This window comes from Siphonobacter sp. SORGH_AS_1065, assembly GCF_030818595.1.
In the GTDB taxonomy this organism is placed as follows: Bacteria; Bacteroidota; Bacteroidia; order Cytophagales; family Spirosomataceae; genus Siphonobacter.
The window spans coordinates 4,149,839-4,170,668 of sequence record NZ_JAUTAM010000004.1 but is presented as its reverse complement, the minus strand read 5'-3'; the positions used below and the strand labels follow the sequence as shown (position 1 = coordinate 4,170,668).

General features: G+C 43.6%; 15 protein-coding genes and 1 other RNA gene. 7 read left to right on the top strand and 9 right to left on the bottom strand.

Going from position 1 to position 20,830, the window contains the following annotated elements; all coding sequences use genetic code 11:
• Positions 1–82 precede the first annotated feature (82 nt).
• Entirely contained in the window at positions 83–1,780 is a 1,698-nt protein-coding gene (gene ggt, locus QE390_RS18065; RefSeq protein WP_307143195.1) for a gamma-glutamyltransferase, read from the bottom strand.
• 177 nt (positions 1,781–1,957) lie between these two features.
• Here ggt and QE390_RS18060 point away from each other — a divergent pair, with 177 nt between their 5' ends.
• Positions 1,958–3,163 (top strand): GTP-binding protein, encoded by a 1,206-nt coding sequence (locus QE390_RS18060; protein WP_307143194.1) that lies wholly within the window; start codon positions 1,958–1,960, stop codon positions 3,161–3,163.
• A 694-nt stretch (positions 3,164–3,857) separates the two neighbouring features.
• Here QE390_RS18060 and QE390_RS18055 read toward each other — a convergent pair.
• Entirely contained in the window at positions 3,858–4,049 is a 192-nt protein-coding gene (locus QE390_RS18055) for a cold-shock protein (protein ID WP_106638477.1), read from the bottom strand.
• A 276-nt stretch (positions 4,050–4,325) separates the two neighbouring features.
• On the opposite strand from QE390_RS18055, the gene QE390_RS18050 reads away from it, so the two are divergent.
• Positions 4,326–4,763 (top strand): cold-shock protein, encoded by a 438-nt coding sequence (locus tag QE390_RS18050; RefSeq protein WP_106638476.1) that lies wholly within the window; start codon positions 4,326–4,328, stop codon positions 4,761–4,763.
• An 80-nt stretch (positions 4,764–4,843) separates the two neighbouring features.
• Here QE390_RS18050 and QE390_RS18045 read toward each other — a convergent pair whose 3' ends face one another.
• Complete coding sequence (locus QE390_RS18045) at positions 4,844–5,698, bottom strand: aldo/keto reductase (RefSeq protein ID WP_307143193.1); 855 nt, start codon at positions 5,696–5,698, stop codon at positions 4,844–4,846.
• A 5-nt stretch (positions 5,699–5,703) separates the two neighbouring features.
• Positions 5,704–6,615, bottom strand: a complete 912-nt coding sequence (locus QE390_RS18040; RefSeq protein WP_307143192.1) for an AraC family transcriptional regulator — start codon at positions 6,613–6,615, stop codon at positions 5,704–5,706.
• Positions 6,616–6,919: 304 nt separating this feature from the next.
• Between QE390_RS18040 and QE390_RS18035 the strand changes: the two genes are divergently transcribed.
• Positions 6,920–8,041 carry a TlpA disulfide reductase family protein gene (locus QE390_RS18035; protein ID WP_307143191.1) on the top strand — a complete coding sequence of 374 codons (1,122 nt, stop codon included), beginning with the start codon at positions 6,920–6,922 and terminating at the stop codon, positions 8,039–8,041.
• A gap of 782 nt (positions 8,042–8,823) precedes the next feature.
• Here QE390_RS18035 and QE390_RS18030 read toward each other — a convergent pair.
• Together QE390_RS18030 and QE390_RS18025 are read right to left on the bottom strand one after the other, a co-directional pair.
• The gene (locus QE390_RS18030) at positions 8,824–12,465 is read right to left on the bottom strand and encodes a glycosyltransferase (RefSeq protein ID WP_307143190.1); all 3,642 of its coding nucleotides are present in this window, start codon (positions 12,463–12,465) and stop codon (positions 8,824–8,826) included.
• Positions 12,462–13,763, bottom strand: a complete 1,302-nt coding sequence (locus QE390_RS18025; RefSeq protein ID WP_307143189.1) for a glycoside hydrolase family 2 TIM barrel-domain containing protein — start codon at positions 13,761–13,763, stop codon at positions 12,462–12,464. The genes QE390_RS18030 and QE390_RS18025 overlap by 4 nt, the downstream gene beginning before the upstream one ends.
• 534 nt (positions 13,764–14,297) lie before the next feature.
• Between QE390_RS18025 and QE390_RS18020 the strand changes: the two genes are divergently transcribed.
• Together QE390_RS18020 and QE390_RS18015 are read left to right on the top strand one after the other, a co-directional pair.
• Positions 14,298–16,037 (top strand): hypothetical protein, encoded by a 1,740-nt coding sequence (locus QE390_RS18020; protein WP_307143188.1) that lies wholly within the window; start codon positions 14,298–14,300, stop codon positions 16,035–16,037.
• Between the two features lie 636 nt (positions 16,038–16,673).
• A complete protein-coding gene (locus QE390_RS18015) occupies positions 16,674–16,946 on the top strand; it encodes a protein-export chaperone SecB (protein WP_307143187.1) in 273 nt (90 codons plus the stop codon).
• Between the two features lie 223 nt (positions 16,947–17,169).
• On the opposite strand, the gene ssrA is transcribed toward QE390_RS18015, so the two are convergent.
• The 3 genes from ssrA to QE390_RS18000 all read right to left on the bottom strand — a co-directional run bounded on the left by ssrA (position 17,170) and on the right by QE390_RS18000 (position 18,630).
• Positions 17,170–17,542: a transfer-messenger RNA gene (ssrA, locus tag QE390_RS18010) on the bottom strand.
• Between the two features lie 116 nt (positions 17,543–17,658).
• The gene (locus QE390_RS18005; protein ID WP_307143186.1) at positions 17,659–18,051 is read right to left on the bottom strand and encodes a co-chaperone GroES family protein; all 393 of its coding nucleotides are present in this window, start codon (positions 18,049–18,051) and stop codon (positions 17,659–17,661) included.
• Positions 18,052–18,105: 54 nt separating this feature from the next.
• Positions 18,106–18,630: a metallophosphoesterase gene (locus tag QE390_RS18000; RefSeq protein WP_307143185.1), complete on the bottom strand. Its 525-nt coding sequence runs from the start codon at positions 18,628–18,630 to the stop codon at positions 18,106–18,108.
• A gap of 179 nt (positions 18,631–18,809) precedes the next feature.
• Here QE390_RS18000 and QE390_RS17995 point away from each other — a divergent pair, with 179 nt between their 5' ends.
• Together QE390_RS17995 and QE390_RS17990 are read left to right on the top strand one after the other, a co-directional pair.
• Positions 18,810–19,451: a hypothetical protein gene (locus QE390_RS17995; protein WP_307143184.1), complete on the top strand. Its 642-nt coding sequence runs from the start codon at positions 18,810–18,812 to the stop codon at positions 19,449–19,451.
• 130 nt (positions 19,452–19,581) lie between these two features.
• Positions 19,582–20,334 carry an SDR family NAD(P)-dependent oxidoreductase gene (locus QE390_RS17990; RefSeq protein WP_106638465.1) on the top strand — a complete coding sequence of 251 codons (753 nt, stop codon included), beginning with the start codon at positions 19,582–19,584 and terminating at the stop codon, positions 20,332–20,334.
• Positions 20,335–20,830 lie beyond the last annotated feature (496 nt).

Sequence of the window (20,830 nt, the reverse complement as noted above, 5' to 3'; positions counted from 1 at the left end):
GTGTAAAAGCTGGTAATCCAAAAGGAAAGCCGGCTTTTTGTATTAATAACAAAAATGAGAACCTCGCTAAACGCACAACTGCCTAAAATCCGGCGGCCTGCCCGTCTTTTCTGGATTCCGTAGCTCCGTGGTAAACTTTCTGAACGGGATCGTACATAATGGCCTGGTAACCGCCGTAAGCTCCGAGGCTATACCTAATGGCGTGGCCCATTTTCATGAGTTCACGAATGGTTTCGTACGCGTAGCCTGACTCCATCGTGATGTAACCACTGTCTACCATGCGTTCGCCCGTAGGTTCCGACGAACCCTGGTGGTCAATCCGGGGAGCGTCTCCAGCTTCCTGCGGATTCATGCCGTAATCAATCATGTTCATCAAAATCTGAGCGTGACCCAGGGGCTGGAAGCTTCCACCCATCACCCCAAGCGTCATAAAAGGTTGACCGTTTTTGGTAACAAAGGCTGGAATGATGGTGTGAAATGGACGTTTATGCGGGGCATAGGTATTCATTTCACCTTCGGTAAGGCTATACATTTCTCCACGATTCTGAAGCATAAAGCCTAATCCGTCGGGAACCATACCCGAGCCAAAACCACGGTAATTACTCTGGATTAAAGAAACCATATTTCCCTCGCCGTCGGCAACGGTCAGGTAAATCGTATCGCCATCTTTCAAAGCCGGATTTCCTGCATCGAAACGGCTGGAAGCTTTCTTAGGGTCAATTAACTTGCGTCGTTCGGCAGCGTATTCCTTGGAAAGGAGAGCTTTGACAGGTGACTTAGCAAAATCCATATCTGCGTAATACCTGGCCCGGTCTTCATAAACTAACTTCTTTGCTTCCGTAAACAGGTGAATCCGCTCGGGGCTGTCGTAGGGAATTTTTGAGAAATCATAGGCTTCCAGAATGTTCAACATTTGCAGCGTTGCAATGCCTTGTCCGTTGGGAGGTAACTCCCACACATCATACCCCCGGTAATTCGTCGAAACGGGATCTATCCACGTCGAGGTATGATCGGCCAGATCACGGGTAGTAATGAACCCCCCATTTTTCTTCATGAAGGCGTCAATGGTCCTGGCAATATCGCCCTTGTAAAAAGCATCGCGACCCCCTTTGGCAATCAGCGTAAGCGTCTTAGCCAGATCCGGGTTTTTAAAGATTTCGCCCCGGGCTGGAGCGTGTCCGTTGGGAGCATAGGTTGCTTTGACGTTTGGCAAATCCCCAAAATTGGCGATCATCTTACTCCAGGAAAAAGACGCTTCGTCGTGCACGGGGTAACCCACCGTTGCGTAATGAATGGCATGCGAAAGCACCTTTTCCATCGGCATTTTGCCAAAACGTTTGTGTAACTCAAACCAGCCATCCACACAACCCGGCACCGAGACCGGCAGCGGCCCTTTGGATGGAATGTGCGTCAATCCCCGTTTTTTAAGTTCGGCCAGACTCAAACCATAAGGCGAGCGGCCCGAGCCGTTTAGTCCGTAAAGTTTTCGGGTTTTGGCATCCCACACGATAACGAAGATATCGCCGCCTATGCCGTTCACGTGGGGTTCGACTACACCTTCCATGGCATTAGCGGCAATGGCCGCGTCAATGGCATTACCCCCAGATTTCAGCACGTCAAGGGCAGCCTGCGTACTGAGAGGATGGGAGGTGCAGGCCATGCCTCGCTGAGCCATCACGACACTGCGGGTCGCAAAGGTTTTTCCCAGCGGACGATCCTGGGCTTCGGAAGCAAGGCTAGCACAACAATAGAAAAACAGGAAGGTAGCGATACGTTTCATTGGAAAGAATTTAGAAGTGACTAAGGGCAAGAAACGAATGTACAAAGTTTACGGGAATGAACGGAAGAGTAGAAGGAGATCGAATATTGATTTTTATTAAATGAAACATTGTTGCATTTAATCTTATATTTGCAACAACGTTGCATTTAATAAGTCGAGCGAAAAATTGCTGATCCGATGAGAAAACTTCCTGTTACCGTTTTAAGTGGCTTTTTAGGAGCCGGAAAAACCAGTTTGCTGAATTACATTCTTCATCACAAACATGGGTTAAAGGTGGCCGTGATTGTCAATGACATGAGCGAGGTGAACGTAGATGCCCAGACGGTGGCTTCGCAAAATGTCCTTTCGCGGACCGAAGAAAAGCTGGTGGAAATGTCAAATGGCTGCATTTGCTGTACACTTCGGGAAGATTTGATGATTGAAGTGGAGAAGCTGGCCCGTGAAGAGCGGTTTGATTATTTGCTGATTGAATCCACTGGGATTTCTGAGCCTTTACCCGTAGCTCAGACTTTTAGCTACGTGGATGACCAGATGGGAATCGATCTATCCCAATACAGTAAGCTGGACACGCTGGTGACGGTAGTAGATGCCTTCAATTTTGCCAATGACTTTGGCTCAATCGATACCGTTCGGAGTCGGAAGCTGAATCAGGACGACCCGGAAGATACGCGTACGATTGTGAACCTGTTGACCGATCAGATTGAATTTGCGAACGTAATTGTCCTGAATAAAACGGATTTGGTAAGCCCCGAACGGCTGGGGGAATTGAAGGCTATTTTACATAAACTCAATCCACAGGCCCGAATTGTGGAAGCTAGCTTCGGACACGTCGAACCCGAACAAATCCTGAATACCGGACTGTTTAATTTCGAAGAGTCGGCGGAATCAGAGAACTGGATTGCAGAGCTGGAAAAGGGTCACCATACGCCCGAAACGGAAGAATACGGCATTAGCTCGTTCGTTTTCCGGGATTCGAGGCCTCTGCATCCGCAACGGTTCTGGGACTATATTTCCGAAGAGTGGCCTGCGGGAGTTATTCGGTCGAAAGGCCTATTCTGGCTGGCTTCACGTCCGACGAAGGCTCTGAGCTGGGGACAGGCGGGGGGATCGCTGCGAGCGGAACCCGCAGGAACCTGGTGGGCGGCCATTCCCGAAAAAGAACGTTTGTATTACCCAGCTTATCTGGAAAATGAGCTACTCATTCGTAAACGCTGGCATCCTGAGTTTGGGGATCGCATGAACGAACTGGTGATTATTGGGCAGGACTTACCCAAAGAGCAAATCATCCGGGAGCTGGAAAGCTGCCTTTGCACCGCGGCAGAAATTCGGCAAATGGAAGCAGGCGTTCGTTTTCGGGATCCTTTCCCAAAATGGGAAGAGTAAAATTGAATCTTTCTAAGAGGTAAGGAAGTTAGGCCTCAAGGCTCAAAAGACGCAATAACCAATGATTATTCGGTTTGACTGAGCTTTTGAGCCTTGAGGTCTGGCATAAAAAAACTCCTTCATGAATCACGAAGGAGTTTCCCGTTAACCTCTAAACCTATGTGTCTAAACCGTTTGATGATTCAAAAGTACAGCGAAGCCTGAACATAGACTTCGCTTTTCTATGAACTGTAGACTTTATACGTTGTTTGGTAGGATTTAACCGTTAAACCATTATGCGTGTCATTTTTACAAAAACTGGCTCCTCTAGTTCAGTTACTAAATGATTAACAATGAATAAGTTAACTTAGAATTAGTTTAAACTAACGTGTGAGGCATAAGGTCAGTATTGTCAAATTACTACTATGAAATGGTCAGTAGCCAGTTTGGGAGTAATTCAATAACTAGTAGGAGAGCTGTTCTTTTCAGACAAGCGAATGTATGGAGAGTATCACTGTTTAGAAACTTGGGGGGAAAGCCAAAACGAAAGCAAGTGATTTTAGAGAACTTGCTGCGATTACCAAATAAATGAAAACTACGTCTTTTCAGAAGTTTGGCTGATGAAATTGTACTATTGGAAGCTGGAAGGCTGTAAAACACAAAGAGGTTCGAACGTGCATTCGAACCTCTTTGCTGTTAAAATCAGGACGGATATTTAGATAACCTGTACGTTAATCGCGTTCAATCCTTTTTTTCCCATGGTTACTTCGTAAGTAACAACGTCGTTTTCACGAACTTGATCACGCAGACCGGTAGTATGTACGAAAACGTCTTCACCTCCATCTTTTGGAGTAATAAAACCAAATCCTTTGGTTTCATTGAAAAACTTAATGGTTCCTTCTTGCATTGTATTTTATTGAGTCGGAAAGGTACGATTACTAATCGGATAATCCCGCTTATTAAGTCTTTTTATTTGAAAATCAGTCAGGAAAGCTTTTCAGAGATCGGAGAGCTGTTTAGGAACTATCAGTAAAAAATTGTAGTTTTGCTATTACTACACGAAGTAGAGCACTTCTTGATCTTCATTTTAGGCTATTCTTTTGTTCTTCCGCAAAGCCTTTTATCAGTTATTTCAACAGTCGGTGCTACAACGTTATATCATCTTAAATCTAAATTCGTATTAATGGGTAGAGCCAAGGAGACATTCGGTAAGAAAGAAACCACCAAGAAAAAAATTCAGAAAAAACAGGAGAAAGAGCTCCGCAAAGAGCAGCGTAAAGAAAATTCCAGCAAGGGTAAAACCGTTGAGGAGTTATTCGTTTACGTTGACGAAAACGGCAATCTTACCAGTGTGCCCCCTGAGTTACGTAAGACAAAAGCCCCCCGGGAATTTACGGTAAAAGGCCCCGTGACTGACGATCCAGTAATCCACTCTGGCGTTGTGTCATTCTTTAATGCTGCCAAAGGTTATGGATTCATCAAAGATGACCAGACTCAGGAAAGCATTTTCTTACACATTTTGCAGGTGAAAGGAACCGTAGAAATGGAAGACCGCGTAGAATTTCAGATTGAAAATACGGCCAAGGGACCATCCGCGGTGCGGGTAAAGAAAATTCAATAGTTGATTACTACTTGATAAGCAATACAAAGAGGAATCCAGTCTGGATTCCTCTTGGCGTTTTAGGGCAGACCAGGAGCAGTTTATTCAGCGATGCGGTTAAGCATTGCCATTTCCTGATCGGTTAATGAAATCTCTCCCGCGGCCATATTTTCTTCCAGGTGCTTTACACTGGAGGTGCCCGGAATGAGCAGAATATGATTGGAGCGGTGCAGTAACCAACTCAAAGCAATCTGATGGATGGTTACGCCTTTGGCATCGGCAATGTCCTGAATAAGTTCTTTTTTCCTGGAATCCATGCCGCCACCGATGGGAAACCACGGAATGAAGGCAATATTCTGTTCCTCACAATACGCTAACACCGACTCCCATTCGCGGTTGAATACGCTGTATCGGTTCTGAACGGATACGACATTGAAGAATTCCTGAGCCTTTTTAATCTCTTCAACAGAAACTTCGGATAAGCCTAAATGCCGGATTTTTCCTTCATCCTGCGTCTTTTTCAAAAATTCAAAGGTAATTTCAGCGGGAATTCGCGGGTCAATTCGATGTAACTGATACAGATCAAAGTGTTCCAGCTTTAGTCGTTGCAAACTGCCCTGTATGGCTTCGTGCAGGTGCTGATGGGAAGCATCGTTGTGAATATCCGCCCAGGGGCCAAAGCGAACAAGTCCGCCCTTCGTACCGATGACGAGATCAGAAGCGTAAGGGTGAAGGGCTTCGGCAATCAGTTGTTCCGAAGTAAACGGCCCGTATTGATCGGCTGTATCAATAAAGTTAACGCCCAGTTCTACGGCTCGCCGTAGCACATCCAGCGAATTCTGGGGGTTCTCGGGCATTCCCCAAATGGCAGGGCCGGTAATACGCATGGCACCGTAACCAATGCGATTTACTTCGAGGTCGCCTCCCAGCAGGAAGGTTTTGTTCACGTTTTTCATGGCTTCTAGTTGAAAGACTGGCGAAATTGTAAAGGGGATAAATGGGTCTTACTCTTGAATAATTTATTGAAAGATTGCGGATGCTTAAACCCAAGCTGATAGGCAATTTCAGCTACTGAATGATTGGTGGTACTCAGGATTTCCTTTGCCTTTTCAATGAGCTTGTATTGAATATGCTGCTGAGCATTCATGCCCGTCGCGTTACGGAGCATATCGCTCAGGTAATGGGGCGATACATTCAACTGACTGGCTACGAATTCAACCGAAGGGAGGCCTTCATTCAATGCATTCCCGTTGTTAAAATGGGCTTCAAGAATGGATTCCAGTTTGGTAAGAAGATCATTCGTTACTTTTTTCCGGGTAATAAACTGCCGTTGATAAAAACGGTCGGCATAATGAAGCAGAAGTTCCAGTTGAGTAATGATGATGTCCTGACTATGAGCATCAATGTTGGATTGATATTCTGACTTAATCGTCGACAACAGATTGTCAATTACTTGTTGTTCCTTATCTGAAACAAACAAAGCCTCCGTTAATTCGTAGGAGAAAAAGCCGTATTTCCTGATGGCTCTAGCCAGTGGATACCCATGCAGAAAATCTGGATGAATGATTAATACCCAGCCATCCGTTGCTGCTCCTTCATTACTTAATAACTGATTAGGCGAGATGAATGAAAGAACTCCTTCATCAAAATCGTAATAATTCTGGCCGTAGCGTAGCTTCCCATCGTAATTCCGCTTCATGCAAATCTGATAGAAAGGGTAGATCATTCGCTCATGGTTCAGTCGAGGGAACTCCTCAATCTGATCCAGGTGAATTACACTGATGAGGGGATGCTGAGGTTTGGGTAGGTTCAGCAGCCGGTGCAGCTCAGCAATGGACTTTACATTTCGAACGGGAGACTCGTCTTTTTTCATGCTGGTATATGCCGTTGAATGACCTGACAAAGGTCACGCGTAGAATGGTAACAGATGTATCCGTATTCCGGTTTGTTGTGTCTGAATTGGAAGGTAGGCTTTTAGTGACGCTTGGCTCGGTATTAATCACTGGTATTGAAGTAAGGCCTTGTTCGTCAGCCGGTTGTTTTTAAGTAGAAGGATATTGCGATGGGATAGCGACACAGCTATAGTAGACGTTACTTTAGCAAGAAAAACCTAAACCTAAAAGGGGAATAATACTTAATTTTGAATATAATTGTAGTAAACTTCCCCCCAATCTCTCATGAAATATATCGCCTTCTTTTTACTCGGATTTTTGCCCCACGTTTCTTTGTCGCAGTCGAACAGTAAGCCTAAGAGTAGCTTTGTTTTAAGGGGCCAATTAGCAAATGCTGCCGGGAAGCAAATTTATCTTCGCGAAACAGTGTTTTATAAAACGCATAATCGCGTTGATTCGACAAAAGCTGATCCCAATGGACGTTTTACATTTCGTGGGACGGTAAAGGAGCCCTCTTATTATGTACTCCAAACAAGCCTTAACGACCAAGCATTAGGTTTCTATATTGAAAACAAGCCCATATACATTCGTGGAAGTGCGGATTCCATATATACTGCTACGGTTACGGGTTCACCGGAAGAAACCATTCGACAACAATATGACCTAGTTTATAAAAAATTCGATGACTATCCGCTTTATCTGAAATTAGAAGAAAGTAAGAGTAAAGGCGATACGGTTAGTCAACGCGATCTTAACAAACAAATGAAAGAAGTAGAGTCTCGTCGGAATGCGGCTCTTTTTGAATTGGTGCAAAAGTATCCGTTAGCAGCTGCTAGCGTAAATCATGTCGGAAATTATTACATCCCTGGACATGAGTTACCTATGTTAAAAATAGCCGATTCATTACTATCCGTCTATGAATCTTCTTCTATTGCTTCTTCCCAGCAGGTAAAATATTTTCGAAATTTATGGTTAAATGCAAAAAAGTCGGCCATTGGCAGAAACGCCAGCGATTTTGTGCAGCCTGATACGAGCGGTAAACCAATTAGTCTTTCCACATTTAGAGGACGTTACGTTTTGGTTGATTTTTGGGCTAGTTGGTGCCAACCCTGCAGAGAGGAAAGTCCTTTTCTTGTAAAAGCGTATCAGGATTTTTCTAAAAAAAACTTTACCATTTTGTCGGTGTCGTTAGACAGAGATAAATCGAAATGGATGAAGGCTATTGCTAAGGATCAGCTCAACTGGAGTCATGTGAGTGATTTGAAATTCTGGGACAACGAAGCAGCCAAGCAATATGCAGTAACGGCCATTCCATTCAATGTATTAGTGGACCCCAAAGGTACAATCATTGCCGTCAATCTTCGGGGAGACGATTTACACAGTTTTCTACAGGCGAATCTTCGCTAATAGATCGGTTCTAATAAGTCTCACCAACATACACTCCTAAAAGCAAGTATAAAAACACCCTCTAGTGCGAGAGTCTATCTCGTTCCTTAACGGCAGATGGTAACCTGCCGTTATCTTTTCAAATCTGTCATCCAGAGCGAAGCGAAGGAACTTATTTCGTCATGAGGAAACCTTACGAACCCCTAACAACATCACATTCTATCCAAGGTTTTCCTTGGGTTTGAGAAGACAGGTCTTCATAGGCTAGCCTTCACTGCTCCATTTCTCTTATGTTTTCTCATTCAAAAACACAGCGACCAGCAAAATAAGGATTGACGCATTACCTGCTTATTGCCTTAAGAAACTGCCTAACCTATTTGTATCTTTTGTTTTTTAATGAACCTCCTAATCTATCTGGTATGAAGAACCTCTACTACTGCCAGTTCTGGCTTTATTATTCTTTGGATGTAAAAAATGTACCTATACGTATGACTGGACTTTGAAGGCATCTGCAATAATTGCTTAATTTGAATTATGGTTTATTGAACTGGCCCCAAAATCCTTTGTCGTCATAGGCGGGGAATAACCGGGCATATTTTGAGTTGTTACGTTTATAATCTTGAATTTGTGTGTAGTAATAATTCGGTTATAACCTTTTACAAATGACCCTTGCAGCTTTGTTAAGATGTACAAAAGCAAATGGACGTTTGTAGTTGTATAAAATAGAAAAAGTAAAAGGCTCGAAAGAGCCTTTTACAAGTATAGTTCAAAAAGAGCGTTTTTAAGCGACGAACTGGATATACCTACAACAAGGGCGTATTAAGTGAAGATGTTACCACATTGACGACATCCGACCCGGATAATACGTATAGCTTCAGTCGGTAACAGGATGGATCGGGGGGAATACTCAGGGCAAGTATTGGACCATTACCTTTAGCCTGAATAGCAATCGGCTTACCCAATCGGTCAAGCTTAACTAGTTTCCATTCAAAGGAATAAGTGGATGGCGTATCGCTGGCCAACCTCCATTTACCTCCAGTATTTAACAGGACATGGTACGATAGTACCGCATTGGGTTCGGTAGCTAGTGCTGGTCTCAGGATTTTTACGGTTGGCTGTGAATCGAGTAAGGGTATTCCCTTTCGGAGCTGACGCAACTGCCAAAGGGAAAACTTATTCCGGCCCCAATGATCCCTAAGACCATTGAAACTAACTTGGTCAACCAGTTGCTCATCCTGCCAGTTGGAGAAAAAAACCGGGGTTTTTAGGGATCTGAACTCCAAATACGATGAAACGCTAATAGAACTAAAAAAATAAGGAAGCCTTATTTGCCTGATTATTCGACGCTGATCTACCGTCATTTGTCCTTCCACAAGTAATCCATAGGAGTCGATTTCAGGAATCACCCGATGGAGTATCTTAATTGTTTGGGGAAGCGTTTCATTGACTTCTACATCAACCGTTACCGGTCGAGCCGGATCTATTTGCTTAATGGCGATAACTAGTTTTTTGAGCCAACTCAAATACGCGTCTTGTTGATAAAGCAATTCGGGTTTGGCATACTGCTGACTTAATTTCTGTAGAATAGCGTTGCCCAGGTGCCAGGATACAATGGCCTCTTTTTCTTTCAGGTCGTTTACGCTGCTTAGAATCTGATGACTCAAGGTAGTCAACCGAGCTTGATCCTGTCGGAAGTTGACCGATTCCAGAATCCAGTAACTATATTGAATTTTCAGGCCAGAAGATTGAGCTGCCTTTAGGATGTTATAGTCATAGATAGTAGGGCCATACCGTCGTATGGTGTTAAGGCCAACCTGCTTCATGGCTTCGAAATCAGCCATAAGCTCTTTTTGGGTGAAAGCCTGAAGACTTTTCGTCCAATTCTGTCCTTTTTTATAGCTGACACCTGTAGGGGATCCTACAAAGTTTTTCGGCTTTGTACTCGTTGAATCTGTATACGGCTGAGCTAGTAGCAAGAGCTTAGGTATTTCGGCTGATTTTGGTGCTTCCGATTTGTGAGGAACCGGTTGATGCACAATCAGGTAACTGTTCATAGCAGGATAATTGCTTTTCGAAGCAGTTAAAGCGGTGACTGAGCCTTTGCTTCGATTTTTCGTTGATGAAATAGTTCCCGAACTGACAAACACAATAGGGATTCTGGATCGAAAAAGGGAATGTTGATCGATGGGGCGGTAAGGTAGTTTAGATGACAATCCGGACGAGAAGTTTGTCACAGAGATCCAATCCACGTAGGATTTGCCAGGAAAATACGTATTTAAACGGTTTGCTTTCCCAAGATCCCATACCCAGATGGCATTATATGCTCCCTGTCGGGTGCAATAATCGTGTACGTATCGCCAATAGTCTCTAAATGTTTTTGCCTCAAAGGAAGCCGTGTTCATGTCTATATCAGGGACAAGGCTAATGCAGATCGGGCGTTTCAGTGCAATAATTTGCTGTGAAAAGCGACGTAGATCGGCATCATAATCACCATGCAGAACAGATTCAACAATAGCAGTAGCTCTTTGCGGATTGGCTACATCGGATTTGTTTACGATAGGCCTCCAGGTAATCATTGGAATGGAACCCAGTTGGTAAATTGAGTCCAGACTCGCGAATGGCACAAAACTTTTCGAGATGTTCCCCCAGGTAATGGACAAGGGAGCAATCGTGAAAGAAACTGGTTGGGTAGATTGTTCCTGGTCGGACAAACGAGAAATCGTTCTTAGTTTTTCGGACAAACCGGGACCTAATCGAAACTGCTTCGTAGTAAAGGGAAGCCAATTCTCGTTTTCGCCCAGATAGCTTATATAAGTAATCCAACTCAATAGACTGATGGTAAGTAAAGAAGCGGTACTCCGCACAGCCGTGTAGATCCGGCGTCGAACAAGCCAAAAGTTAATCTTAAGCGTTTTAAGGCTGCTTGTTAATTCAGCTAGCCATGGAAAATGATTGACAACTCTACCGAACTGTTGCTCTCGACTGGCCAATATGGTAAAGCCCAGTATACATGCGTTTAAAGCGGCAAAATAGGCCATAATCAGATTATAAGGATTCCAGTCCCGGTATAATCCGTATGTGCAGGCAACCATCGAAAGCCCAATCACGACCAGGTTGGGGATATTCAACCGCCAGTTATCAACCTCCCGGTTATCTTTGGGCGTGGGAATGTAAGGGACTTTTTTTCGGATAATTGTGTAGATGAAGCCGACTATAAACACCCACCAGGTGCCAATCATTAATAAGCCGCCGACCACGTGAAATCCCCTTTCCTGATCTTCCATAACCCACCACTGAGCGAAGTGTCGAATGAGAATAACCGCCGAAATGAATGGTAAGGCGATCAAACCGAAATGGGCGAAGTCGATATGGACTGGGCTAAGTCCAAACAGCAGGGCCAGGATAGGTATGGCAAAATTGATCAGATAAACAAAGCCGGAAGCATAGTGTAGCGGAATAACACCGTAATGCAACTTCTGTTGCCAGGTAAACTGCTTAAAAAGCTTGGGGTAGGTGCTGACCAGCAACTCGAAAACACCTCTCGACCATTTCAATTGCTGCTTGTAATAAGCCGAAAGGGTGGAAGGCACAAGACCCCGAGCCAAAACGGCCGGAACGTAAACCGACTTCCAGCCCTTGGCATGTAATTGCATGGAAGTATGCATGTCTTCGGCCAATCCAGCTGCGTGCCCGCCAATAGATTCCAGTGCAGAACGTCGAAAGGTGCAGTTAGCACCAATAGCGGGCACCGTTCCGTACCGATTCATCGTCATCATCATCGGCCCATAAAACTGGTAGGTTTGCTGGGCTGCACCTTTCGCGATCAGACTATCGTCGTGGTTTTTATAGGCCTGAACGATCTGAACGTAACCGATCTGGGGATCATTAAAATGGGGAACGATCGGGTCCAGAAAATGGGAAAAAGGAACGTGGTCGGGATCCAATATCACACATAAGTCGCCCGATGATTGTTTGAGGGCGTTGTTGATATTACCCGCTTTGGCATCGTTTTTTTCGGTCCTGGTTATGTGATGGACCCCTAATTGTTGACATACTTCTTTTAAATAGGGGTCGTCGGCTTCGTCGCACAGATAGGTTGTATGTGGATACGAGATGGCCTGAATGGCCGTCAACGTTTCGACAATCATCTCATACGGTTCTCCGGCACAGAAGGTGGTAAAAATATCCACTGTATAAACCTGCGTTGAAGCCGGGGCTTTCGGCACCGTTATACTGAAATAGTGATACCATTCGTGGAGAATCTTCAGGCAGCTAAAACCAAGGGCAACCAGAAGTAATCCATACAAAAGGCTGTGGCTTTGGGCTCCCTCGGCTAGCATCCGCTCCCAAAAGAAGAACATGCTTACCAGGCCCAGTAAAATCATCAGGCGAAAATTAACTCGTTCTTTTCGGGAAGGAGCTTTAGCCGAAAGCATTGGTTTCATGGTTTGCCTACCACATAAAATGGCGTATTACAGGTTGCATAACTTCCATTATGATTGTAAATCGTCGCAAACAGGCGATAGGGCCCTTCTTTGGAAGGTGCCACAAAGGTCGCTTTTAAGCGACTTTGGGCTGTAAACAGGGAAAGTGGGGTTGGTTTTGCTGGGGCATTCCGATACGTTTCGGCGTACCAATCTTCCTTGAAAATTTGCCATTTAACGGCCTGTATCGTGTCAGCCAGCGACTCCATCAGCACTTCGGCCGATACGGGTTGGTTGGGATTTAAAAGAATATTATCCCGGGCTCCTTTTTGATCGACTAGCATGTATTTGACGGCTGGCACCTGGTAGAGGGCAGGTTTTCTGGTCCATATAGTGTGCATAGCGTTCACCAGTTCCGAGCGGGCACCCGTTTCATCAAATAGGCTAAACCAGGTGGGTGTCGTCTCCTGCTTCTGTCCCCAGAAAAATACGAAAGCACCTAGAAAACGTGGGTCGTCGACAGGTATAAATTGTCGATATCGATTCAGGACAATTTCAGCTTTTTTAGTGCTTGTATTTTCAATATAGGCCCCCCAGGCCGTTTGTTCAGTACCAGACCAAGGGCCATCTACGCCCCATTCCGTCAATAAATAGGGGCCATCCCAAAACCAGGAAAAAGTGGTTAGATCATCCCTTAATTTATTGATCAAGCTGAAAATGTTGAACGAAATAAGATCAATACGGCAACGAACAGATAGGTTGAAGATGTATTTTTCATTAAAATTCAAAATAGTCGTAGTAACCGGATGATCGGGATCGTCCTGATGAATCATTTCGACTAACTCATTAAATGCCTTATAAAAATTATTATAAGCAGGCCCATAAGGAAACGTTAACTCATTGCCAACGCACCACATTAAAACTGCCGGGTGAGCCTTGAACGTATTAACAATGGTCTTATAGGCTTTAAGTTGAGAAGCAACTTTATCCGGATTATCGTAATAAATCATGTAGTCTTTATTGTCAGGAATGGGAAGCCCTACAATAACGGCCAGGTTATTGGCCCATGCACTGTCCAGAATAGTCGCTAAATGTAGGGTATCCCAAATCCGGATAGCATTACCACCCGATTTTCTTAGCTCACTGAAGTGCGAGTAACCTGCTGCTCCTTTGATTGTAAATGGTTTTCCATCTCGATATAAAATGTACTTGCCTTCGCTTTTTACAATCCTTACTTTTGGGGAATAACTATTTTTATTATCACTGTTACAGGTTGAAAAAATAAAAATTATCGGGAGTATGAGGAGGAATGATTTCATTAAAAGCCGTAGATAGAGTTACAAGTTTAACCAAATATGCTTACAAAAAAGAGGTGTTTTATAAGCATAAAGCAAGCTATTTGGTGATTAAAATAGACCAGTGATTCACAATAGTGGCTTGACGGATTTGATCTACACCTAAAGACTAGACATAATTAAGGACTAACAACCTGTCGTTAAGTCATTTCTAGCACACTCTCCTACTTTTGATCCTACCTCTATAAATAGAACTTGATTAGCAGAGCAGTGCTATTAGGTTGTTCCACTGACGCCTTTTTGAAATAGAATAATCGACCTCTACATTAGTGGATATAGGTAAGGAGCGAGCAAGGGGAGGTTGTATGTATAGCGATAGCTCTGTTGATGTGAGTTATCATAAGTAACCATATTATAAGTAATCATATACTTAATACTTATATTAGTTATAATTAGTTTGTTTCTATAAATTTAGTAAACTTATAATAAATAAGAAATTCTTTTGGGTTCCATAAAAGAAATCGCTCACCAACTTAATCTCTGAAATTAGTTAAGCCAATGAAGCTAAAAGTCCGTTATTACCTGGTAGGCATATCCGTCATTTTAGGGCTACTACTTTTAATCTACGAATACGGACATGTACCACAGGTAAACAGGGGTCTGTTTATGGCCAAATTGGACCGTGCAGTGCCAATCAACCGGGATCAAGCCGAGGGTATTATTGGCATTTTTGATCGCACTGATAAACATAGTGATTTAGGGAAGCATGGTTACCAGCATACCTACTTAGGGCTAAGTAAGATTGCCGATAGGGATAACCTGGAGGCTCTTTCGTCGAAAATAGCCTTAGACAAAACGAATCTATTAAGCCTTGTACTGACTGATTGTCACGAAAATTGTCTTATCGAAACCATAAGAGGTGATTACGATCAAACGTTAAAGGCATATTGCCGTATACTTGCCAAATCCAATAGAGAAGTCTTACTCAGATGGTGCCCGGAAATGGAAGTTCCGGTTCATGTTTACCCCTGGCAGTACCAATCGCCCAAACTATACAACGAGGCATTTCAGCATGTGTCAAAACTGTGTAAAGCCGCTTTTCCAGCTATAAAGATTGTCTGGGGGCCAGCGGGCTACCCTGGTGCTGAAGAGTATTGGCCGGGGAAAGAAGTAGTCGATTTAATCAGTGTTACACTAGAGGGGGTGTCTGAAGAGTTGACCAATGCCTATCCTCGACCGGTAAATCAGGCAATTGCCATTAGGCGAAAAATCCATAGAATGAGATTTATGGATAAACCGATCTTAGTGTTGGGACCACAAACAATAAAGAACAAGGGCGTATCCATAATTACCAAGTCATTCCATCAAGCGATTCATCAATTAAAAAAGGAAGAACCCACGTTCTTCTCACCGTCCTCTGACGATCAACTTGCGTTAAAACCCAACGATAAAACGACTACTCCTCTTAAAATCGGCGTTTATGACCCGAAGAAGTTACTGCTTCAAAACGAATCCGTGCACGTTGAACATCTATTTACCGATCTGGGAGCTATACAAAATGGCTCTTTTGAAAAAGAATTTAACGATGTCCTGAGCCGAAACCATGATATAATCGTAACGTTTGAGCCTTGGAAAGATACCTATGTCAGAAAAGATACAAACGTGCTCTTGAATACTCTTCATGGTGTTTACGATAAAGAATTTAGAAAGCTTTATACCCTTATTTCGGCTACTAATCAGACGGTTTATTTGCGTTTTGCACATGAAATGGAAATTCCTATTTACCGATATTCCTGGCAAAGTCAGGATCCGGTATTATATATCAAGGCATTCCGTTATTTTATGTTTTTTGACAAGAATCACGCTTCTAATGTGAAAAAAGTGTGGGGACCAGCGGGCGACCGGGGTTCGATGGAGTGGTGGCCGGGAGACGATGCCGTTGATTACATCAGTATAGCTATTTATGGTCTGCCTGACAAAAATATTACTGACCCTGCCCAACAGGAAACCTTTCGGAAGATCTACGATCGTAAATCGTATCGCATGCGATTTGCTAACAAGCCTTTCTTTATAACCGAATTTGGGGTTAAAGGGCCAGAAGCTTATCAACAAAAATGGCTTGAAGATGCCGCAACTACAATCAACCAGCATCCTGAAATCGCTGGTGTCTGTTATTTTAATTTAATGGATAATCCGAAAGTTTGGGGCAATATCTCTCCCCCTAACTGGAGCATTAGCCCCCAAAGCTTATCTCATTTTGTCCAGATGATAGCCAATAAACGGCTGGTAATGAATTGATTTAAAGTCTGATGAAGAGAATAAATCTTTGATGGTGTGGATCATCACTCTACCTGACATGTTGCCCTTCTAGATGCTCCGCTCTTACGCACCATCTCAGAAAACGCCCGTTATGTGAAACATTTACACAACTCTACACAAGACTTCAAAAACCTCGCAAAAAGTACCTCATATCGTTATTTTAAAAATCTATGTTGACTCTCAATTTATAACAAGTCGGATCGAAAAACCCCAAATGAAGCTATGCTGTTTACTAACTCTGAAGATACGTTTCCTGTGGAGTCTCCCTTGTATAAGGTGGAAGCAAAGCTATCTTAACTCTGATAGCTTAAGCATTGAAGATTTATTTAATAGCTTAACAAACAACAAAAGACCTCATGTTAATCAGATTAAAGCAGAATCGGTCTCTAGCAGCTTTAATCTCAATGATATTTCAGTCAACCCCGGAAAAGATAGCCATGCAATGGCTGCTTAACTAATATCATGATATTTCATATGGCTTCTTTTAACCTCAAGTCAATTTCATTAGTAGAATTGAACTTCTTCCTTCCGTGAGGGCGAGTTACCTGATAATGTTTCTGACTTCGAATTACAAGTAAGATTGAGTCGGTTGCTTAATGACATCAGGTAAACGTATTGGTAGAGTTGACTAAGAGCCAGGATGAGAATCCATTGATTAAAATGGCGGTAAACACTGCTGGAATGTTTGAAATTGTAGGAAAGGTTGAAGACTCATCAATAGAAAACTTTGCTCAAATAAATGGTCCGGCTATTCTCTATCCATTTATTAGAGAAATAATAGCATCAATAACTACCAAGGCTGGAATTCCAACGGTTCTATTGCCTCCTCTTAACTTTGTCGAGATGGCTGAGCGTAATCGCCAAAGCTCATCTCAGATGTCTCAATAAACTATTGATCATCTACAAGTCAACCCCGATGTATTATCGGGTTTTTTCATTTGAATCCATTTCAATAAAACTTTTGTCAGTTTAGTCGGTACCCCTTCGGTACATTTTGGCAAAATATATTGATATGCGAATAGCAGAGCTGGAGAATAAAAAAGGGAACCCCGAATAGAGGTTCCCTTTTAATGGTGTGTAAATCTTATAACTATCTGATTTACAGTTTTAACTGTGGAGACGGAGGGATTCGAACCCTCGTCCAGAACAGGGACGCCACGCGTCTTCTACATGCTTAGTTGTCCTTGGATTGTCGGGAACTAATCAGGTCGACAACAAACCGAATTAATTCCGTATTCGCTAGTACAGATAGGGCTCAGCGAAATCGACCCCTCCGACACTACCTTTCGACGCCCCGAACTCCGACCCAGTAGTGTGATGGTTCGGCGGGACGATGGCTAATGGTTAATCCTCCGGATTAAGCAGCCATAGCGTAGCTATTGTTGCCAGCTATTGTTTTAGAAGAATTTTACACGGAAGGTTCTTCCAACTTCCGACATGCTTACACCCGCAACCTCAGCCCGCTGTCAATACCCGTCGTCCCCGGATGATTGTGCGTCCTGATTAATCGTAAAATCTACCTAGCGATAAACTTTGGATTAATTTCGGGGCACAAAGATAACGATTTTTTCTGAGAAAATGTTCACCTCTTGGAGAAGCCCTAGAGACCCAGTTCGCTCAATTCATCTTCCCGAACCATTAAGAGTATGGCAGAATGAGGAATAATGAGGTATTTCTCGCCATCAATTTCCACATCGTACCCATTTCTGCGAAGAAATAAAACCTGATCTTTTTCCTGCACCTGAAGTGGAATGTACTTCAAAGCTTCCTTTTTTTCCTTCCAGGGCTCGTCTTCGTCATTAGCCGCCGGAATTGGAAAGCCGGGGCCTACCTTCACAACCACGCCCTGCTGAATGTCTTCCTTCTCCGTAACGGTAGGTGGTAAGTACAAACCCGAGCGGGTCTTGTGTTGATCACTCGTGGGGCGAACCAGCACTTTGTCGCCCGACATTATTATTTTTCTGAGGGTATTTATGCCGTCCAGCGTACTCATTTTCGTAAAATTCTGGTAATACTTTCGGGTCAAAAAAGAATATTCCCTACGAAACTAGGCGGTAAAATTGTCAGGAATTTTGCCTCGTTTGCCCAATTCCAGCACTTCTACGTCGAAAATTCGACCGTCAGAGACTTTGAAACGCAGGGCTGTCATGATGCGGTGAAAACCTTCTTTTCCCGCTGCTCCGGGATTCATGAATAACATATTCTGATAGTTCGGATCGCGTTCAACCCGCAAAATGTGCGAATGACCACAAATCAGTACATCTGGTCGTCCTTCGGTAAGTAACTGACGGGCATCAGGCTTGTAACGTCCCGGTGTTCCGGCAATATGCGTCATGCCTACGTGAACGCCTTCGCAAGTAAAATGGGTTAGTAAGGGAAACTGCCCGCGAATGGGAGGACCGTCGATATTCCCGTAAACACCCCGGATGGGCTTGGCATATCTTTGGAGACGTTCGTAAACACCCGTACCCCAATCGCCTGCGTGCCAGATCTCATCTGCCCAGTTACAGTGGGAGTCCAGGGCTTCATCGAACCAACCGTGGGTATCAGAAAATAATAAAATCTTTTTCATTTCTAAAGTATCCTTTTACCTTGCCGCTCATCAGCAATTTCACTGAAAGTCAGTTGAAATCATTTGTTCATTATTCGTTGATGGTCGGGCACGTTCCAAAAGAAGAGAAAATTTCTTCCCATGGTTGATTAAGAGCAGAATAAATGTAGTTGACGAGACGATTATTAAACTAGTTGCTTATGATCATTACTCCTTTTGAAACCGAGCTTTATCAAAAACTTAGCGTTTTTTTCGCTCAGCACGGATTTGAATTGCTGTCGGATCGGAAGCAATTCAGAAAACAAACCCCAACTGGTTTTCACAATGTGGTCTTTTCTACTTCTTCCCAAGGTCAGGAAACCTGGTTGGATGTAAGTATTGGCCTGCGTCATCAGGAAATTGAGTTTTTGGCTCAGCAATTTCTGGATATATCCGAAGAATACCGGGACGACGCTAATACGCTCGTGATTTCAATCGGTAAATTTAATGACGATAAGTATTTTCGTTACAAATTGCACGGAACGGACGACCTGGATGATGTTTGTGATCAGATTAAGGAATTTCTGGTACAGACGGGTTTTGCCTTTATGCAAAAATACGACGGCCTGAAAGCTCTCGATCAACTTTTCAATAAAGAGCCGTCTAAACCCTGCAAATACCTCTATAATCAGACGCACCGTTGTTTTAAAGGCATCATTGCGGCCAGATTTACCAATAATGAGCGATTTTTGCGGCTCATTGACCTTTACCGCTTACAGGTAGCTAAGTTAGGAGCCAGCATCGACGAACAACAAACCTTTGAAAGGCTGTTAAGCTTCCTGCTTTATCATTCTTTAAATTAAGGTTGTTCGTTACTGGTTGTTGGTAGTATTGCCGAAAAAATTAATGTAGTTGTCAAGAAAATTAGTATTGATGCTTACACAGAAATACCCATAACTGACAACTAATAACCGTAAACTGACAACTGAATTAATGTCTCGTACTGCTTTTATTACCGGAGCTACTTCCGGAATTGGCCGGGCAACGGCTCTGGCTTTTGCCGATTTGGGTTATCGTTTGTTACTGCACGGTCGCCGTCAGGAACGGCTGGATGAACTGCAAGAATTACTGGGATCGAAAGTCGAGGTGTATACCACGAACTTTGATGTACGTTACCGGGAGGATGTGGAAGAGGCCTATTCGAAGATTCCCGATGAGTGGAAAACGATTGATATTCTGCTAAATAACGCGGGTAATGCTCACGGACTAGGACCCATTCAGGATAACGATCCCGACGATTGGGACGCAATGATTGATGGTAACGTGAAGGGAATTCTGTACGTTTCAAAGCTGGTGATGCCTGGAATGATCGAGCGAAAGAGCGGTCATATCATTAATATCAGCTCCGTTGCGGGTAAGCAGACATACCCGAATGGAGCCGTATACTGTGCCTCAAAGTCAGCCGTGGAAAGTATTAGTCAGGGAATGCGTCAGGACCTGAACCCTTACGGAATTAAAGTCACAAATATTGCTCCCGGTGCGGTAGAAACGGAATTTTCAATGGTGCGTTTTAAAGGTGATGAAAAACGGGCTGATTCCGTGTATCAGGGCTTTACGCCTTTAAGTGCCGAAGACATTGCGGATACGATCACGTTTGTAGTAACCCGTCCTCCGCACGTAGTGCTGGCCGACATTCTGATTTTCCCCACTGCTCAGGCATCCGCCATGATTTTGAAAAGGGATTAATCGCCTACATCTTTCAAAAATAAAGAGCTTATCTTCTCTGGAATGCCCCCAGAAGTTGGGGGTATTTTTATGACAAAGAACAAGAGCACAAATTAAGGTATGTGAAGAAGGTATTATCCCCGCAGTCGCTCGGCTCTAGCCGAGTGACTACCTAACGGTAGGCCTCTGGCCGGTAGGATGCGAGCTAGTAGATGATCAGAGAACACCTTTCCCCAGCAAAAACAGGCTTACTGATTTCGGACAGAGCCGAGCAACTGCGAGGCAACTTTACTACCCTTAACGCCGCCCCATTTTACCGAATCGTCTCTCTTCGTTCGAGATACCTTTTGTGAACCTATTTGATCATGAGGCACTTATAACGACCTTCTTTAGTCCTCGTTTCCACAAACTACATTGACAATCAGCTCTGACCGTAGGTATTGAAAATCATTTCGGTTAGTAAGGTAGTTAGGTTATGCATATTTTTTTGAGTGAGACGGCCAGAGGCCTACCGTTA

Bases quoted from the DNA above. Each gene is read 5' to 3' on its own strand.
- ggt (WP_307143195.1), bottom strand. From the start codon at position 1,780: ATGAAACGTATCGCTACCTTCCTGTTTTTCTATTGTTGTGCTAGCCTT.
- QE390_RS18060 (WP_307143194.1), top strand. From the start codon at position 1,958: ATGAGAAAACTTCCTGTTACCGTTTTAAGTGGCTTTTTAGGAGCCGGA.
- QE390_RS18055 (WP_106638477.1), bottom strand. From the start codon at position 4,049: ATGCAAGAAGGAACCATTAAGTTTTTCAATGAAACCAAAGGATTTGGT.
- QE390_RS18050 (WP_106638476.1), top strand. From the start codon at position 4,326: ATGGGTAGAGCCAAGGAGACATTCGGTAAGAAAGAAACCACCAAGAAA.
- QE390_RS18045 (WP_307143193.1), bottom strand. From the start codon at position 5,698: ATGAAAAACGTGAACAAAACCTTCCTGCTGGGAGGCGACCTCGAAGTA.
- QE390_RS18040 (WP_307143192.1), bottom strand. From the start codon at position 6,615: ATGAAAAAAGACGAGTCTCCCGTTCGAAATGTAAAGTCCATTGCTGAG.
- QE390_RS18035 (WP_307143191.1), top strand. From the start codon at position 6,920: ATGAAATATATCGCCTTCTTTTTACTCGGATTTTTGCCCCACGTTTCT.
- QE390_RS18030 (WP_307143190.1), bottom strand. From the start codon at position 12,465: ATGAAACCAATGCTTTCGGCTAAAGCTCCTTCCCGAAAAGAACGAGTT.
- QE390_RS18025 (WP_307143189.1), bottom strand. From the start codon at position 13,763: ATGAAATCATTCCTCCTCATACTCCCGATAATTTTTATTTTTTCAACC.
- QE390_RS18020 (WP_307143188.1), top strand. From the start codon at position 14,298: ATGAAGCTAAAAGTCCGTTATTACCTGGTAGGCATATCCGTCATTTTA.
- QE390_RS18005 (WP_307143186.1), bottom strand. From the start codon at position 18,051: ATGAGTACGCTGGACGGCATAAATACCCTCAGAAAAATAATAATGTCG.
- QE390_RS18000 (WP_307143185.1), bottom strand. From the start codon at position 18,630: ATGAAAAAGATTTTATTATTTTCTGATACCCACGGTTGGTTCGATGAA.
- QE390_RS17995 (WP_307143184.1), top strand. From the start codon at position 18,810: ATGATCATTACTCCTTTTGAAACCGAGCTTTATCAAAAACTTAGCGTT.
- QE390_RS17990 (WP_106638465.1), top strand. From the start codon at position 19,582: ATGTCTCGTACTGCTTTTATTACCGGAGCTACTTCCGGAATTGGCCGG.